The sequence below is a fragment of the Paraburkholderia panacisoli genome, from assembly GCF_008369935.1.
GTDB classification, from domain to species: domain Bacteria; phylum Pseudomonadota; class Gammaproteobacteria; order Burkholderiales; family Burkholderiaceae; genus Paraburkholderia; species Paraburkholderia panacisoli.
This window is the reverse complement of the sequence record NZ_VTUZ01000018.1, coordinates 39,629-56,358: the sequence shown is the minus strand read 5'-3', so window position 1 is coordinate 56,358 and position 16,730 is coordinate 39,629. Positions and strand designations below refer to the sequence as shown.

Annotated in this window: 12 protein-coding genes; 1 reads left to right on the top strand and 11 read right to left on the bottom strand. The window is 64.0% G+C overall.

Annotated features, from left to right (window positions below; genetic code table 11):
• Window positions 1–92: 92 nt before the first annotated feature.
• The 5 genes from FVF58_RS25325 to FVF58_RS25305 form a co-directional block, all read right to left on the bottom strand.
• Window positions 93–2,033, bottom strand: coding sequence for an FUSC family protein (locus tag FVF58_RS25325; protein WP_188130924.1), 1,941 nt, complete (start codon window positions 2,031–2,033; stop codon window positions 93–95).
• 132 nt (window positions 2,034–2,165) lie between these two features.
• Window positions 2,166–2,873 carry a substrate-binding domain-containing protein gene (locus FVF58_RS25320; protein WP_149672571.1) on the bottom strand — a complete coding sequence of 236 codons (708 nt, stop codon included), beginning with the start codon at window positions 2,871–2,873 and terminating at the stop codon, window positions 2,166–2,168.
• A gap of 13 nt (window positions 2,874–2,886) precedes the next feature.
• Complete coding sequence (ligK, locus tag FVF58_RS25315) at window positions 2,887–3,570, bottom strand: 4-carboxy-4-hydroxy-2-oxoadipate aldolase/oxaloacetate decarboxylase (protein ID WP_149672570.1); 684 nt, start codon at window positions 3,568–3,570, stop codon at window positions 2,887–2,889.
• Window positions 3,571–3,572: 2 nt separating this feature from the next.
• Window positions 3,573–4,598, bottom strand: a complete 1,026-nt coding sequence (locus FVF58_RS25310) for an amidohydrolase family protein (RefSeq protein ID WP_149672569.1) — start codon at window positions 4,596–4,598, stop codon at window positions 3,573–3,575.
• A gap of 69 nt (window positions 4,599–4,667) precedes the next feature.
• Complete coding sequence (locus FVF58_RS25305; RefSeq protein WP_149672667.1) at window positions 4,668–6,017, bottom strand: MFS transporter; 1,350 nt, start codon at window positions 6,015–6,017, stop codon at window positions 4,668–4,670.
• A 1,268-nt stretch (window positions 6,018–7,285) separates the two neighbouring features.
• Between FVF58_RS25305 and FVF58_RS25300 the strand changes: the two genes are divergently transcribed.
• Window positions 7,286–9,043 carry a tannase/feruloyl esterase family alpha/beta hydrolase gene (locus tag FVF58_RS25300; protein WP_246217196.1) on the top strand — a complete coding sequence of 586 codons (1,758 nt, stop codon included), beginning with the start codon at window positions 7,286–7,288 and terminating at the stop codon, window positions 9,041–9,043.
• A 92-nt stretch (window positions 9,044–9,135) separates the two neighbouring features.
• Here the strand turns inward: FVF58_RS25300 and FVF58_RS25295 are convergent, their stop codons facing one another.
• The 6 genes from FVF58_RS25295 to FVF58_RS25270 form a co-directional block, all read right to left on the bottom strand.
• Window positions 9,136–10,440 carry a gallate dioxygenase gene (locus tag FVF58_RS25295; protein ID WP_149672567.1) on the bottom strand — a complete coding sequence of 435 codons (1,305 nt, stop codon included), beginning with the start codon at window positions 10,438–10,440 and terminating at the stop codon, window positions 9,136–9,138.
• 245 nt (window positions 10,441–10,685) lie between these two features.
• Entirely contained in the window at window positions 10,686–12,062 is a 1,377-nt protein-coding gene (locus tag FVF58_RS25290; RefSeq protein ID WP_425468966.1) for a 2-hydroxycarboxylate transporter family protein, read from the bottom strand.
• Between the two features lie 38 nt (window positions 12,063–12,100).
• Window positions 12,101–13,465: a short-chain fatty acid transporter gene (locus FVF58_RS25285; protein WP_149672566.1), complete on the bottom strand. Its 1,365-nt coding sequence runs from the start codon at window positions 13,463–13,465 to the stop codon at window positions 12,101–12,103.
• Window positions 13,466–13,547: 82 nt separating this feature from the next.
• On the bottom strand, window positions 13,548–14,414 hold the full coding sequence (locus FVF58_RS25280; protein ID WP_149672565.1) for an amidohydrolase family protein: 867 nt from the start codon (window positions 14,412–14,414) through the stop codon (window positions 13,548–13,550).
• An 86-nt stretch (window positions 14,415–14,500) separates the two neighbouring features.
• Complete coding sequence (locus FVF58_RS25275; protein WP_149672564.1) at window positions 14,501–15,742, bottom strand: CaiB/BaiF CoA transferase family protein; 1,242 nt, start codon at window positions 15,740–15,742, stop codon at window positions 14,501–14,503.
• Between the two features lie 43 nt (window positions 15,743–15,785).
• Window positions 15,786–16,694 (bottom strand): HpcH/HpaI aldolase/citrate lyase family protein, encoded by a 909-nt coding sequence (locus FVF58_RS25270; protein ID WP_149672563.1) that lies wholly within the window; start codon window positions 16,692–16,694, stop codon window positions 15,786–15,788.
• Window positions 16,695–16,730 lie beyond the last annotated feature (36 nt).

The window sequence follows — 16,730 nt, the reverse complement described above, 5'->3', positions numbered from 1 at the left end:
GGCGCACCACATTACAAACGCACGCGCGGCCGATCGGCATCGCGCCGAGGCATCCAATGAGACGCTTAGTCAGTGCGACCGGCGGAATCACTTCAGGAAGACGCTGCGCTACGCTGTCCGTCTTCGCCGCGCCGCGCATTCGCACCGCGATTCGATGACCCGCACGCGAGCCACTCTCTCAACTCTTCTATCTCGCCGCGCAGAAAGTCCGGTAAGGGCTGAAGCGCAGCCGGACCAGTGCCGTTGGCTCGCAATGTGCCGATGATCTCTTCCAGCACAGCCGCGGCGTTCGCCAACTCATCAGGCGAAGCATCCGTGGATGCGGCCAAGATGATTTGCTCCCGCGCTGTCGCTTCAAGAACCCAACAAGCGGCAAGTACCTTATAGCCGAGCCGTTGCGTAGCGAAGATCGCTGGCCGCATGCGTGCTGCGAGGGCACGCTCACCCGCCAGGCCGCCCGCCTCCACCTCATACGACTCTATCAGCGCAAAGATGCCATGCTGCAGATCGCGCCGCGCCCGCAGCCCTCCGGGTGTCGTCACGCAGCCGCTAGCGAGATGTTCGAGCACCGTCTGAACCGTCGCCAGCGCGAGCACGATCCGCTGACGGATGGACATGGGCGAGCCACGTGTTTTAAAGAACATGTAAACAAGCAGCCCGACGCCGCAACCGATCGCCGTATCCAGCCCTCGCGCCCACAGCAACGCGCCCGGTTCCGCCACACGCTGGCCGCCCGAGGCGATGAGCAACGCAATGGACGTGACGAACACCACGGCGAACGCATAGTTGCGCGTGATCAGCATCTCGACGAGAAACTGAAGGCTCATCATCGTCAGCGCGAGCCACGGTCCTTCTGGATGGATCGCGAAGATTGCACTCGCGAGTGCGAGACCGACGAGCGTGCCGATGGTTCGCTCGACGCCGCGCCTTACGGTTCGCTCCCAGTCCAGCCCCTGATGCAGAACGAGCACGGCCGCCGCCATCGCCCAATACGCGCGTTCGACGCCGAAAACTGCACCGATCGCGCCGGCCACCGCCACCGCAATGCCTACGCGGGCCGCGACTATCGACGCGGGAGAGCCGCGCCTGAAAGCTTCCCGTATCAGTTCTGTCGAGCGCAGACGCCCCAGCGGAACGTCGAACGCATACGTCGAAGTTGAATGCTCACCGGCGGATGCCACTCGCCTGCCGACCTCCCGTGCTCTGTCGGCCAACACGGTCTGACTTGCCGCACGCGAGTCGGTGGAGTCGACGCACGCGGCAAAAAGCAGATGCAGTTCGCGATTGAGAGCAAGCAGATGGGCGAGCACCGCATCGCGACGAGAGTCGGACGATTGATAACTGACAAGCGTGGCCCACGCAGCATGGAGTGACAACGCCGCGTCATGGCGCGCCTGTGCGTTCGCATCGGCGTCGGTGCCGGCGTCGACCGCTTCCGCAAATTGCGCGACCGCCTGAGCCGCTGCAACAACCGCCGCCCTTTCCGGACCTCTAGGCGAGACCAGCGCCCCCGTCATGTGCACGATCCACGACACCGCACCACCCGCCAACACCAGCAATCCCGCATGATAGAAGGCCATGTGAGCGGCCGGCACGCTCGTGCCGGCGGCACATGCGAGCGCGAACATATACGCGCCCGGCGGCCCGATTTTGATCGCATGGCAAACGAACGTCGCGACCATCGCGATCACGACAAGCAGCGGCACGGCCATCAACGGCAGCTGTTGCACCGCCATGCCCAGACTCACGACCACGGCGAACGACAGCGCAATGCCAGCCAGCACCCGCGCACGGTTGTGATAAGGACGCTCAGATGCGTAGAGTGACGTGAAAGCGCCGATCGTCGCGGTCAAGCCGGCCGCTATATTTCCGGTCAGCCATCCGACGGCCACCAGCAACCCGATGCTGAGCGCGGCGCGACAAGCGACGGGCCAGCGCCGCGCGGACTTGCGGAGACTGAAAAGCGCGCGGATTCCGAACGGAACGTGAGCAGGCGCAGCCACATTGGGCGCGGGACGATGGGGACGTTTCATGCGCTCGCAGCCTGAGGGGTACGGCGCGATGCCGCACGCCGGTCCGCGCCGCATGCCCCTCGCTGCGTCGTCCGGGCCGGCGGATGTCCGGACGCGAGATGAAGCATTGGTGCAGCACGCAGTGTACTGCGATCAGGCCGGCTCCATACCGTTTCGCGACTTGGCAGTATCGGCCTCGCGCGATGTCAGAAACGCCAGCAGCGCCTGCACGGCCTCGCGCTGACTCGTCGCGGTGCAAGCCGCCGCGGCGAACACGGTGGTGGCTTGAATGTCGGGCGGCAGCGCGCCGATCACGTCGATGCCGGGCAAGTGGATCAATTCGCTCAATTGCTGAAAGCCGAGCGCGACATCCCCGCGCGCGACCAGCGCCCCGACCGGGACACCCGGCGGCGCCTGCACGATGCGCGGCTCGATGAGCCCGGCAATGCCCCAACGCTCGAACAGCCGCTTCAGATGCGCGCCGCTGGGCCCCGTCGAATAGCCGATGCTGCGCGCCCCGAGAATGGCCTCGCGAAGCGCCGCTTCGCTGCCGATGTCCGGACGCGCCTGCCCTGCCGCGACTGCAATCGCCATGCCGGAACGCGCAAGGTCGACCCGGCTCGCCGGATCGACGCGGCCCGCGGCGGCCAACCGGTCGAGCGCGTCCGCCGCCAGCACGACAAAGTCGAATGCTTCGCCATCCTGAACACGCCGGGCCGCGTCGACGCCGCCGACCGACTCGATCGCCACCGGCCGCCCCGACAGACGCTCGTAGCTCCGCGCGAGTTCGGCCAGCACCTGGCGCGTGGCCATCGACGAAATGCCGGTGATCGGCTTGCGTCCGGTTTGACCGCTGACCATGGTGACTGCCCTATTAATCTTTGTAGCGCAGCCCAGCCTGTTCCAGAGGCCCGCGCATGTTGTACATATCCAGACCCAGCACGCCGGAGGCCAGCTTTGCGCGCTTTTCGCTTTCGTTTGCTTCGCGGGCGGCCGCCTTTTCGAGCACTGCTTGCGCCGACGCCGCGGGCACCACTACCACGCCATCGTCGTCCGCGACGACCACATCGCCCGGCGTGACCAGCGCGCCTGCGCACACCACGGGAATGTTCACCGAACCGAGCGTCGCCTTGACCGTGCCTTTCGCGGAGATCGCCTTGCTCCAGACCGGGAAGTTCATCTCGGTGAGCACGCTCACGTCGCGCACGCCGGCGTCGATGATCAGCGCATGCGCGCCGCGCGCCTTGAAGCTCGTCGCCAGCAGGTCGCCGAAATAGCCATCCGTGCAGTCTGCCGTGACCCCGGCGACGACGACGTCGCCCGGGCGGATCTGCTCAGCCGCGACGTGCAGCATCCAGTTGTCGCCCGGTTGCAGCAGCACCGTGACCGCCGTGCCGCTCGCGCGCGCGCCGCCATAGATAGGCCGCATATACGGCTTCAGCAGACCCGTGCGCCCCATCGCCTCGTGCACGGTCGCCGAGCCGAGCGCGCCGAGTTTCGCGGCAACGTCGGCGTCCGCGCGCTGAATGTTGCGATAGACGACTCCAAGTTCATACATGATTACTGTCCCTTCGATTTAAGCAATGCATCCAGGCGCGGATAGACACGCCGCGCATTTCCTTCGTAAATCTTGTGACGTTCTTGCGCATCGACGTGCGCCGCTTCGATATAGCGTTTCGTGTCGTCGAAATAGTGGCCCGTCTCCGGATCGATGCCACGCACCGCGCCGATCATTTCGCTCGCGAACAGAATGTTGTCGACAGGGATCACGCGGGTCAACAGATCGATGCCCGGCTGATGATAGACACAGGTATCGAAGAAGATGTTGTTGAGCAGATGATCTTTCAGCAGCGGCTTTTTCAGCTCCTGCGCGAGTCCGCGGAAACGGCCCCAGTGATACGGCACCGCGCCGCCGCCATGCGGGATGACGAAGCGCAGGGTCGGAAAGTCGCGGAACAGGTCCGACGTCAGGCACTGCATGAACGCGGTGGTATCCGCATTCAGGTAATGCGATCCGGTGGTATGGAAACACGCGTTGCAACTCGTGCTCACGTGAACCATCGCCGGAATGTCGTACTCGACCATCCTCTCGTAGATCGGATACCAGTAGCGATCGGACAGCGGCGGGCTGGTCCAATGGCCGCCCGACGGATCGGGGTTCAGATTGATCGCCACATTGCCGTACTGCTCGACGCACTTGACCAGTTCCGGGATGCATGTGGCAGTGTCCACACCGGGGCTTTGCGGCAGCATCGCCGCCGGAACGAAACTGTCTGGAAAGAGTTGGCTCACCCGGTAGCACAGATCATTGCAGATCGCGGCCCATGTGCTGGAAATCTGCGCGTCGCCAATGTGATGCGCCATGAAGCTCGCGCGCGGGCTGAAGATCGTCAGATCGAGACCGCGTTCGCGCATCAGCTTCAACTGATTGCTTTCGATCGATTCGCGCAGCTCGTCGTCGCTGATCTGCAATTCCGACGCCTTCGGCATCTCAGACGGATTCTTGATGCCCGCGATCTGGCGGTTGCGCCACGACTCCAACGCTTTCGGCGCGGTGGTGTAGTGGCCGTGAATGTCGATGATCACCGTCTCTCCTCAGAAATTTGACTTCAGGAGCGGCGCGCTGCGGCGAGATCGGCGCGCGCCGCGCATGCCTCAATGTGCCGTGTTCGGACTTGCCGCAGCCTCGCTGGCGCTCACGCGCTGACTCACCAGGATAGCGATTGCAGCCAGTGTAGCGGGGATCGCGAGCATCGCGAGAATCGCGCCGAACTGCCATCCGAAGCCGAGCAACGCACCGCCGATTGCCGAGCCGAAGATGCTGCCGAAGCGGCCCATGCCGAGCATCCAGCTTACGCCCGTGGCACGCGCCACCGTCGGGTAACGGCCGGGCGCATACGCGTTCAGGCCGGTCTGCGCACCGCTCATGCAGAAGCCCGCGGCAAACACCAGCAACGCCAGCGACGAAGACAACGCACCGATGTAACCCAATCCCAGCACGCACAGACCGCCGCCCAGGTATGCCGCGCTGATCACCGGAGCGGGGCGGACCTTGTCCATCACCCAGCCGACCAGAACCGCGCCGATCGTTCCGCCGATCTGGAACATCGCCGTAATGTTGGCGGCCGCGGTGACGGTCAGCCCGGCGTCCTTCATCAGCGTGGGCAGCCAGCCGGTCAGCAGGTAGATGACGAGCAGGCCCATGAAATACGTGACCCACAGCGCGAGAGTCATCGAGCCGTAGCCTTGCGAGAACAGCACGCCGATCGGCTTGCGCGTCGGCAGCGGCGGTTCAGTGGAGACGAACACTTCGTCGCCGGCAAAGCGCTCACCGCAGACCCGGCCGAGGACCGCGCCGATACGCTGGGACGATGCACCGCGCACTGCGAGCAAACGGGCCGATTCCGGCAACAGCCAGATCTGGAACGGGATCAGCACCAGCGGCAGCGCGCCGCCGAAAAGCAGCACCGAGCGCCAGCCATGAACCGGAATCAGCCAGCCGGCAGCAAAGCCGATCAAAGCCGAACCGAGGTTGAAGCCCGTGAACATGATGGTGATCAGCAATGCGCGCTTGCGCTGCGGCGCATACTCGGAGAGCAGCGTCGTCGAGTTCGGCATCGCGGCGCCGAGGCCGATACCCGTCAGAAGCCGCAGCAGCGCCATGGCGCCCGGCGATTGCGTGAACGCTGTCGCGATCGTGAACACGCCGAACAGAAACACCGACGTAATCAACACCCACTTGCGGCCGATGCGGTCCGATGCCGGCCCCGCTGTCAGCGCACCGATCACCAGACCGATCGGCGCCGCGCTCATCACGAGGCCGAACGCGGGCCGCGAAATGCCCCAGTCGTGAATGATGGAAGGCGCGACAAAACCCATGATGGCGACGTCCATGCCGTCGGCCGTCACGATCAGAAAACACAGCGCCACCAGTAGCCACTGATAGAGCGAGATCGGCCGTTCGTCGATGAACGCCTTGATGTCTATTCTCTTACCGCTCGTCATTCCACTTGTCATCAGATTTCTCCTGTCTCCTTCATTGGTCTTATCGCGCGCTCAAAGCACTTCGCTTTGCTCCCGTTGATTGCGCTACCCGTCATGTCGTGGTGCCTCATATAGCATTTCCAGATGACCCGAACTGAAGGTAGCGGTTCGCCCTCCGGCTTCAAAGGGGCGGGTTAACCAGATGTGTTGAGGAAGTATCCGGGTTTCTGGTGTTCCGCATAGCACCGCCGCAGTGGCGAAAACGCCTTCAAATGCCATTCGGATAAGGCTGTGGCGCAATCCTGGGGCCCTTGCCGGTGGCCCCGGCGAATGCCCGCTGAAGAACACCCCGATAAGCAGATCAGATGGCTCGGGAACGAAGTCGCATAGAAAGGACAGTTGAGCCGACGCTTTTTTCCCGCTTCAAGATACGGGCACACATGCGCCAGTTGCTTTCCACCAACCGCACGTTTTCATTTGTCCACTCGCGGCGACAACCTTATGTCGCGAGAGCTTCGGCTTCGTAGGGACAACTGCGTGCGAATGGAAAAGTGAACGCCGCTTCAATCGAAGCGCCATAGCGCGACAAAGCCGGCCAGCCGCGCCGTCAATTTCAATCTCTTTCAATCTCTTTCCCCATCTAAAAAAATTATTGCGTGTCGTCGTGCAGGCGAGCGGCAGTCGCGAGATCCGCATGTCGCAGCGACGAGCGAAATGCTTGTGCGGCGGTCCTGCGCGCGGCGCTGTTCGAACCGGCAGGGTGTCTTTTACGCGTTGCTCGGCGGCCCGCTTCCGCATCATTCTGGTTAACCCCCGATTTCACGCGCTTCCCTGCCCGGCTAACGTCGCGTCCAAACTCAGCGAGCGGGGTCACATGTCGAGGCTGCACATCTTTCGCGTTGTTCAGTGCATCTACTGTGGAAGAGAAAGGGGAAAAACAAGAGTGAACGACAGCACATCGGAGGGTTGCCCGGCTTTTCCCAGCCACGACCCAAAACAAGTTAGACATCTTAACTAACTTCGATTGATCCTCAAGTGATACGCAGGCGTGCGCACGACGATTCGATGGGAATCGTCGTCGGCTGCTGGTGCGCGTCATCGCATCGCGAATGATCGACAAGCGCCGGAACGATCGACGATCTAAAAAGACTTTTTTGGGAAACGAAGCATTAAAAGAGGAGATGTGAATCCATGAAGATAAGTAGGCAACACGCAAACCACGAATGCGTCATGCGGTCCGCACGCACACGTGTGGTTCCGATGCTCGACAACAACACAAGGAGACAAGCGTGAGAGCTCTGCATTCCTTCGGGCTGCTCGCACGCGTTCATGCGCGCAAAGCCTCGCTGCTGACACTGTTCACCGTCTGCGTGAGCGCCGCCCTTGTCGCCGCCTGTGGCGGCGGTGGCGGTCTTTCCCCCACTCCGCTGGCGGTCGTCAATCCGGTCGTCGATTGTTCGAAGCTGGCTTCGATCGACATCACCGACATCGGCGGCGCAGGCAGCTCGATCACCTCGGCTACCGTCACCGCGGCCACGCTCAATGGCGCCACCGTCAACTTCTGCACGGTGAAAGGCACGCTCGCGCCGTCGAACACCTTCGAAGTCGCGCTGCCCGTCAACACCTGGACGCAACGTTTCGCGGAACTGGGCTGCGGCGGCCTGTGCGGCAACCTGAGCGATCCGACCAAGCAAAGCTCGTTCAGCTTCAGCTACACCTGCCCGCTCGTGCAGCAAGGCGGCTTCGTGACAGCAGCGACCGACATGGGTCACTCGGGCCAAAGCTCCGCCTGGACCACGGACCCGCAAAAGCAGGCTGACTTTGCGTACCGCGGCCAGCACATCACGACGCTCGCGGCGAAGAAGCTGATCCAGGCCTATTACGGTCAGGCGCAGAAGTTTTCGTACTTCGTGGGTTGCTCCGATGGCGGCCGCGAAGCACTGATGGCCGCGCAGCGTTACCCGACCGACTATAACGGCATCATCGCCGGCGCCCCGGCCGCTCACTTCCAGATCCAGAACTCGCTGTATCACGGCTGGAGCGTGAAGTCGAACAGCACCACCGGCGACAGCACCGGCAAAGCCGTGCTCTACGCCGACAAGGCTCAGGTGCTGCACAAGGCCGTGGTCGCAGCTTGCGGTGGTCAAACCGGCGTACCCGACGGCCTGCTGGCCGATCCGCGCACCTGCCACTTTGACCCGGCAACGATCCAGTGCGCGAGCGGCGCGACGAGCACCAGCAACTGCCTGACGGCGGCCGAAGTCGCGACCGCGACCAGGATCTACAGCGGCCCGACGGATGCCACAACCGGTGAGCGCATGCTGGCCGGGTCGCCGCAATATGGTTCGGAAGCCAACTGGATCGGCGTCGAAGTACCGACCACGAACTCGACGGATACGCCGGTGCCTGTCACGGGCCTGTTCAGCTACTCGATCGTGACCGGGGCGTACAACCTGATCTTCACGGGTTCGCCGAGCATGCCGACCATCGACAGCTTCGGCTATCAGGACGCGAGCTTCTATCCGATCTATCTGCAGGCGAACCACCCGCTGAACGATGCGACGAGCCCCGACCTGTCCGCGTTCCAGAAGGCCGGCGGCAAGCTGATCCTGTGGCACGGCTGGGCTGACCAGCACATCTCGCCGCTCTTCACGATCGCTTACTACGAGTCCATGCAAAGCACGATGGGCGAGTCGAACGTCAACGAGTTCGCGCGGCTGTATGTCGTGCCGGGTGTCGGCCACTGCGGCGGCGGCGAAGGCTTCCCCAACATCGACCTGGTGTCGCAGATGACCGGCTGGGTCGAGCAGGCCAAGGCTCCGAATGCGGTGATGACGTATCAGACCAATTCGTCGAACGCAGTGACGGCGACTCGTCCGGTGTACCCGTATCCGGCGGTAGCGAAGTTCACCGGTTCCGGTGACTGGCACGACGGCGCGAACTACACGCAAGGCGCACCGTTGTACACCGCATCGGCACCTGCATGGGCCGGTTCGAGCTTCTACAAGTCGTACACCGCGAAGACCCAAGGCGTCGCGGCGCCGTAAGCAGGCTTCAACTACGCAGTGACCGGGACGGCCCTGCGGGGCCGGCCTGCTACGTACCCTCCTGCATCGAGTGTAGTGAGAGGCGCTCCGATTTATTCGGCGTTGCCTTTCTCCGCGCCATCCCACTCGAGCTTGCCCGCGGTCTTACCCGCCACCGAGTACAACGCGCCCGGCGCGTTTCGCGTGCGTTGGAACGCCTCCAGCGTTTCGCCGCGCATTGCGGCGTAGATATGCAGGTTCGACACGCCGACCACCGCGCCCAGCTTCTCCAGCATGAAGAAAATCACGCCGTAGTGCAGCAGGCCGCGCCAGTCGCGCTGACGCAGCATATCGCGTTCTTCATCCGACAATCCGGCCGCCTCGAAGCTCGCCTCGGGATCGCGCACGAACGCCTCGCGGTGAGCCGGCTCGACCAGCTTGTGCAAATACTCGTTGATCCGGAACGCGCGCACGGCCACTTCGATCGAAAACGGATACGTGCCTTCGAGCTTCTCGGCGCCCGCCAGTTGAACGGCCATCCGCTGCCGGTGGCGCTCGACGATCGCGGCGTTCGCCGCGCCCTCTTCGCCTTCGTAGATCGCGGTCGAGATGCCCGCCATCGACGGCAGGTAATAGCTGCGGTGCTTGCAAACGACATTAGCGGACAGCGCGCCGCGCATGGTCAGCCACATCACGACTTCCGCGCCTTCGTAGCCGCCGAGTTCGGCATATTCGGCAATCGTCATCTCGGCCAGTTGCTCGGGATCGCGCTCGAAGAGATCGAGAAAGCGCTGGTCCCATTCGACGTTGTTAAAGCCTGCACGCTCGCCGTGCACCTGATGGGACAGGCCTCCGGTCGCAAGGATCGCGACCTTCAGATCCTCAGGATAGCTTTCGATCGCGCGTCTAAGCGCCTGGCCCAGCTTATAGAATCGGCGCGCGCTGGGCATCGGCAATTGCAGCACGCCCATCTGCAGCGGCACCAGCTTCACTGGCCATTCGGGCTCGTGCGGGCACAACATGGACAGCGGCGAAAAACAGCCGTGATCGAGCGTCTTGCCCTGAAAGAAGGACATGTCGAATTCCTCGGTCATCAGCGACTTACCGATATGAGCGGCCAGTCCCGGGTGCCCGTCGATCGGCGGCAGATCGCGCGCGCCGCCGCCCTCGTCCGCGACCGGCCATTGCGCGCCGACGCCCAGCGCGAACGCCGAGTAGTGATCGAAGAAGAACGACGTGATGTGATCGTTGTAAATGGCGACGATCACATCGGGACGCTTGTCGGCGAGCCATGCGGCGAGCGGCGCGAAATTCTCGAAGATCGGCGCCCAGACCGGATCGTCGCGCTTGTTCTTGTCGAAAGCGAACCCGATGGTGGGTGTGTGCGAGGCGGCGATGCCGCCGATGATGCGTGCCATACCGTTCTCCTGCGAAGACTCGTTGATCCGGCGACGCGGCCACGCTTTGCCCGACGCTGATCGCCAATCTTGCCATAAGCAGTTGGAGCGGGGTTTGATCTACTGCCGGTTTTGCGCAGGTAGTGCGGCATGAAGGCGGCTCGCGCCTCCGACCGAGCCGACCCAGGCGCACAAGTCTGTATCGCTGCACGCGAAGAATTTCATATGAACCGGCTGAAGCCTCCGGACGCGAAAGCCGGCCCTGATCAGCGCAGATACGCAAAAGCCGCTAACGCCGTCATCACGGTGATGGCTCCGCCGATGCGCGTCGCGATCTGCGCAAACGGCATTAGCTCCATCCGGTTGGCCGCGGTCAGGATCGCTACGTCGCCGGTGCCGCCGAGTCCGCTATGCGTCGCATTGACGATCGCCGATTCCACCGGGTACATGCCGACCAGCCTCCCGACCACAAAGCCCGTCACGATCAGCGCCAACACGGTGGACACCGCCGTGACGATGTTCACCCAGTGGAAGGCGGTGACGATTTCGCCCCACGGCGTCATTGCCACGCTGATGGCGAACATCAAGGGATACGTGACCGCGGTCGAGAAAAAGCTGTACATGAAGCGCGCGCCGCCGCGAACACGCGGCGACACCACCTGGAACAGTTGCGCCGCCACCACGAGCACGAGCATGACGACGGGCGCGGGCCAGTCGAACAGCTGATGGCTCAGCACACCGAGCAGGTACAACGCAATCGCGGTCGCGCCTGCCGCGGCGACGGAACTGACATCGAACTCGAACGACAGCGGAGCCGGGTTCATGCCGGCGTCGTTGTCCTCGGCCACGGTCAGACGGCCGTTGCCGGTCCAGTCGGGCCGGCGCGTGCCGAGGTAGCTCAGCAGACCCGCGCAACAGATCGCGGCGATATTGCCGAGCATCACCGCGGAGAGCACCTGGGCAAATAGCGGTCCCTGCTCTGCGCCCATGATCTGCGCGTAACCCGCCGAGAGCGGCAACGCGCCTTCGCCGACGCCACCCGCCATGATCGGCACGACCACGAAGAACAGCGCATGCTTCGCATCGAGGCCGAGCGCCGTCCCCACCCCGGTGCCCACCAGCGCCGCGACAACCGAGCCGCTCGCAACCGGAATGAAGATGCGCACGAAGCCTTTGATGAGCGTGCGGCGGTCCATGCTGAGCACACTGCCCACGATGATCGCCGCGATGAACAGATAGAGGAAGTTCGAGCTCTTCGTGAAGTCGGTGACGGCTTTGACTACCGGCGCCGGCATGACCTTGTAGTACACGAGCATCGACGGGATGAACGCGGCGAAGATGGAAGTCGCGCCAATATGACGAACCCACGGAATGCGTTTGGCCAACTCCGCGCAACTGAAGCCGCCGACCGTCACCAGCGCGATGCCGGTAGGCAGGTCGGACGCGAGTTTGCCTTTGAGCGTCATCGCGCCCAGCACGACGAGCAGCACGCAATACACGGGCAGCGGCAACGCGCCGATGCGGGTATCGAACACGCGCCACCAGCGCTGCCGGAAAGATTTCGTGTCCGCCGCCATGGTCGAAGATGCCGGGGCTGCGCCGGCGGCTGCGGGTACTGCGCGATGCGTCGTGACCGATTCCATCTGACTGTCTCCGTTCATATCGTTCTGGACCATCGCCATCAGACCAGCAGCAGCAAAGCAGCGCCGTACACGAGCGCACCGACGAGGAAGGTCATCACGGTGAAGCCGAGCACGCGCTGCACGCCGATTCCCGCCATCGCCACGACCGGCGCGGCCCAGAACGGCTGCATCATGTTCGAGACCTGTTCGCCCATCGCGACCGCCATCGTCGTGGCCGGCACGGACGCATGCAACGCCACCGCGGCGGGCACGACGAACGGACCTTGCACCGCCCAGTGACCGCCGCCGCTGGGAATAAAGAACGTGACGATCAGCGAGCACACGTAGCTCCAGAACGGCAGCGTGTGCGCATTCGAAATGGCAATGAAGAAGTGCGCGATCACATCGGGAAGCCCGGTGGCATCCATCATGCCCATGATCCCGCCGTACAGCGGGTATTGCAGCATCATCGAGCCCGTCTGTTTCGCCGCGTTTTTCACGGCGTCCGCATAGGCCAGCGGATAGCCATGCAGGATGACGCCCGCGATGAACATCACGAAAATCACCGCGTTGACACCCGAAAACGCGATATGTTCGGACCGCGCCAGAACGAGGCAGGCAATTCCCGCCACGCCGACAAACGCACTGCCGAGCCACGAGTACTCGATCCAGCGCGCGAAACTCAGCTTGCCGGCCGGCTTTTCGCGCAGCGGTGTATCGGGATTCTTCTCGATGTCGAGGACCACCGCGTCTTCGTCGGCCGGCTTGAGCAGCGCCAGCGTGACAGGCACGGCGAACAGCATGACGATCGTCGGCACCAGATTGAAGCTCGTGAATATGGTTGCGCTGAACGGCAGCACCTCGCCGGTCAGCTTCTGCACGACGTTCATCGCGCTGCCCGGCGTGGACTGCGCAAGCGCGATCGAACTCGAAATGCCGCTCGCCCAGACGACCCAGCCCGAAAAACCCGCAGCGACGATCCACGCGAAATCGACACGCATGCGCTTGGCCACTTCGCGCGCAAGCAACGCGCTGACCACGAGACCGAGTCCCCAGTTGCAGAACGACGCGATCGCCACCAGCACGAACGTCAGCGTGGCCGCCTGCACCGGCGTGCGCGCAATCGACACCAGCGCCTTGAACACGCGCTGCACGGGCGGCGCATGCGCGAACGCATGTCCGGTCACGAGCACCAGCGTGATCTGGAACGCGAAAGTCAGGATGTCGAAGAAACCTTTGTACCAGCCGCCGACCAGCCGCCCGACCGATGCATGCGGAGCGAACACCGCCGATATCACGGCGACCGCGACGGTAATGAGTATGGCAAGGACGAACGGGTCCGGGATGGTCCGTTCAAAAAAACTGATCGTCGCGTCGGTGAAGCGTATCTTGCGTGCGGGCGTTGCCGCAGCGGTAGTTTTCATGTCTCGTCTCCGGATATTCTTTCTGACACGCGTCTATGCGCGCTCTGGCGTTGTTTGCGAGGGGCTTGGGGAGCGGGCGCGTTCACATGGGAAATCCATAGAGGCTTGCCGCGTTGTCGACGAGGATGCGAGCGCGCGTGGCGTTGTCGTCGGTCCATGTGCCGAGCAGATCGAACAGGCTCGCGTCGTCGGGCTTGTGCGCTTCCGTCACGTGCGGCCAATCGCTGCCCCACACCAGCCGTTGCGGCAATACCGCAACCCACGCGCGCGCGGTCCCCGTCGTGTCGGCGTAGCCGCCGTCCAGCCCCACGACCGAGTCGAGATAGGGACCGGACAGCTTGACCCACACGCGCCCTGAATCGGCAAGACGGCGCACCACGGCAAACGCCGGATCGGAGGCGCCTGAGGGCAGCGGCAGGCGCGCGAGATGATCGAACACGATCGTCGACGGAAGGCGCGCCAGCATCGCCTCATGCTCGACGATCTGTGCAGCCGTCCAGTGCAATTGAACATGCCAGCCGAGTTCGGCGACTCTGCGCGCGAGCGGCTCGACCATATCGACACTGACGACCGCATTTTTCGGCGTGTAAAGCGTGAAGCGAATCCCGCGAATACCGCCTTCGTGAAGCGTCGCCAGTTGGGCGTCGGTGACATCGGGCTTCAGCACGGCGACACCGCGAGTCCGCTCGGAGCCGAGCTGCCGGATCGCTTCGAGCGTCACGCTGTTGTCCGTGCCATAGAGACGCGGGGTGACGACCACCGTGCGCCGCGTGCCGGTGCGCGCCTGCACGTGGCGATATTCGGCGACGCTCGCGCCCTCGATAAACACGCCGCTCTGCTGCGCCACGGGAAAGCGCCGGTCGTAGATATGCATGTGTGAATCGCACGCGCCCGCCGGGGCGTCCAGCCGCGCTCGCGGAATGTCGCTCGCCGGTTGCAGGATGGTCATTCGTCGTCTCCGTTATTTCATGCACTCGCGCATCATTTCATCCGGGCGCGGCGCCACTCGTCACGACGGCGTCGCGCCGCTCGCGCTCACAGCACCGCGCGCTTCGCGCGCAGCGCTTCGATCTCGGCCTCTGTCCATCCCGCAGCGCTTAGCACCTGATCCGAATGCTCACCGAAAGCAGGCGCCGCGAAAGGCTCGGGCCCGGGCGTCGCACCGAAGCGAATCGGATGCTTGAAGCCGCGGTAACGGCCCACGCCCGGATACTCGAAACTGCTGACCATGTCCTCCGCGAGCACCTGCGGATCGTCGAACATATCTTCGACACTGCGGGCCGCCGCGCACGGCACCGCCTCGCCGAAATGCGCTTCCCATTCGAGCGCGCTGCGGCTTTGCAACGCGGCGTGCAATTGCGGAACGATTTCGTCGCAATGAAGCGCGCGCTTGCGCACCGTGTCGTAACGCTCGTTCGACGCAAGCGCATCCAGGCCAGTCTTCTCGCACAATGCCTGCCAGAAATGCGGCGTGTTCGCGGAGATGTACAGATAGCCGTCGCGGGTCGGATGAATGCCGGTGATGCCGCCCGAGCGCATGTCGCGGCCCACGTCCTTTGGCTCGCTGTCGGCCCATATCAGGCGGGCGGATTGCATCGTCAGCGCGCTGCGCAGCAGCGACACGCCGACATATTGTCCGGTGCCGTTGCGCTCGCGCTCGAACAGCGCCGACGACACGCCCGCCGCAACGAGCGCGGCCGCGTAGTAATCGACCACGGAGCCGTAAAGGATCTCCGGCGGCCCGCCGCGCTTGCCTTGCAGCGTGCACATGCCGGTCATCGTCTGCAGCACCTGGTCGTAACCGGCCTTGTCCCGGTTCGGCCCCGTCTCCCCGTACCCGGTGACGGCGCAGTAGATCAGACGCGGATTGACTTCGCGCACCTGTTCGTAGGCGATCCCCAGCCGGGCGGGCACGCTCGGCCTGAAGTTATGCACGAGCACGTCAGCGGTTTCGATCAGACGCATCAGCACCGCGAGCGCCTCCGGCTGCTTCAGGTCGAGCACGAGCCCACGCTTGCCACGATTGACGCCGAGGAACGCGCGGCTTTCCCCATCGAGCGTCGACGGGTACTTGCGCAGGTTATCGCCCGACGGCGGCTCGATCTTGATGACCTCGGCGCCCTGATCCGCGAGCAGCGTGCATCCGTATGGGCCCGCGATGTAGGCGCTCAGGTCGAGCACGCGCACGCCCGAGAGCGGGCCATGCCGCTGTTCCTGTCCCTGCCCCTGTCCACGTTCAGGCGCCACCGCGCGGGCTGAATCCGGTGATGGTTTCATCAATGTCTCCGTCAGTATCGAATGGGGTCGGCCGCGATGCCGCTCAGAGGGCGTCGCCCGAGTCTCCGATCACGGCGTCCTGTTCGGGCGTAAGAAGCGCCAATTGCCTGGCATGACGAACAAGATCGAGCGCACGAGCTACAAACGGCGGGTCGATCATTTTCCCGTCGACCACGTATGCGCCCAGACCCTTGCCGCGGGCATCGCGGGCGGCTTGCACGACACGCACCGCGTGCGCGATGTCGTCGTCGGACGGGCGGAACACGTCGTTCGCCAGCGCTACCTGGCTCGGATGGATGCAGCTCTTGCCGCGAAAACCCATCGAGCGCGCGAGTTGCGCTTCGGCGCGAAAGCCGGCTTCATCCTTGATGTTGGCGAACGCGGAGTCGTAGGCGAAAACGCCGGCTTCGCCCGCGGCGAGGCGCAGGCCGAACATCGCCTGCTGGATGGCGGCCGGCTCGCGGCGAGCCACGCCGAGCGGTTCGAACAGATCGCCGAGACCGAGTTGCAGACCGGCAACCCGTGGATGCGCGCCGGCAAGCTCCGCCGCATGCCGGAACGCTTTGGGCGATTCGATATTGAGCAGCAGCCTGATCGGCGTCGTCACGCGGTTGGCGCGCTCCGCCTGTTCGAGCGCGGCGGCCGCCGCGCGCACGTCGTCGACGCTTTCGGGCTTCGGCAGATTGATGAAGGCGAGTCCGGGTTGGGTGAGCGCGGCGATATCGGCGGCGAAATGCGGCGTGTCGAGTGCGTTCACGCGCACGATCAGCACCTTCGTGGCCCGCGCGACAGCGTCGGAGAGCAGCAGCTCGCGCAACGCGGCGCGTGCCTGCGGCTTACGCTCGGCGGCGACCGCGTCTTCCAGATCGAACGACAGCGCGTCGGCGGCGCTGGCGAGCGCCTTGGCGAACAACTCCGGGCGCGATGCCGGCACGAACAGTTTGCTTCGCATGTCTGCGATCCTGGTTAGGTTTGCTGGAAACCAGTC

Coding starts and splice junctions, on each gene's coding strand:
- FVF58_RS25285 (WP_149672566.1), bottom strand. CDS start 13,465: ATGAAAACTACCGCTGCGGCAACGCCCGCACGCAAGATACGCTTCACC.
- FVF58_RS25320 (WP_149672571.1), bottom strand. CDS start 2,873: ATGGTCAGCGGTCAAACCGGACGCAAGCCGATCACCGGCATTTCGTCG.
- FVF58_RS25270 (WP_149672563.1), bottom strand. CDS start 16,694: ATGCGAAGCAAACTGTTCGTGCCGGCATCGCGCCCGGAGTTGTTCGCC.
- FVF58_RS25325 (WP_188130924.1), bottom strand. CDS start 2,033: ATGAAACGTCCCCATCGTCCCGCGCCCAATGTGGCTGCGCCTGCTCAC.
- FVF58_RS25305 (WP_149672667.1), bottom strand. CDS start 6,017: ATGACGAGCGGTAAGAGAATAGACATCAAGGCGTTCATCGACGAACGG.
- FVF58_RS25295 (WP_149672567.1), bottom strand. CDS start 10,440: ATGGCACGCATCATCGGCGGCATCGCCGCCTCGCACACACCCACCATC.
- ligK (WP_149672570.1), bottom strand. CDS start 3,570: ATGTATGAACTTGGAGTCGTCTATCGCAACATTCAGCGCGCGGACGCC.
- FVF58_RS25280 (WP_149672565.1), bottom strand. CDS start 14,414: ATGACCATCCTGCAACCGGCGAGCGACATTCCGCGAGCGCGGCTGGAC.
- FVF58_RS25290 (WP_425468966.1), bottom strand. CDS start 12,062: ATGGAATCGGTCACGACGCATCGCGCAGTACCCGCAGCCGCCGGCGCA.
- FVF58_RS25275 (WP_149672564.1), bottom strand. CDS start 15,742: ATGAAACCATCACCGGATTCAGCCCGCGCGGTGGCGCCTGAACGTGGA.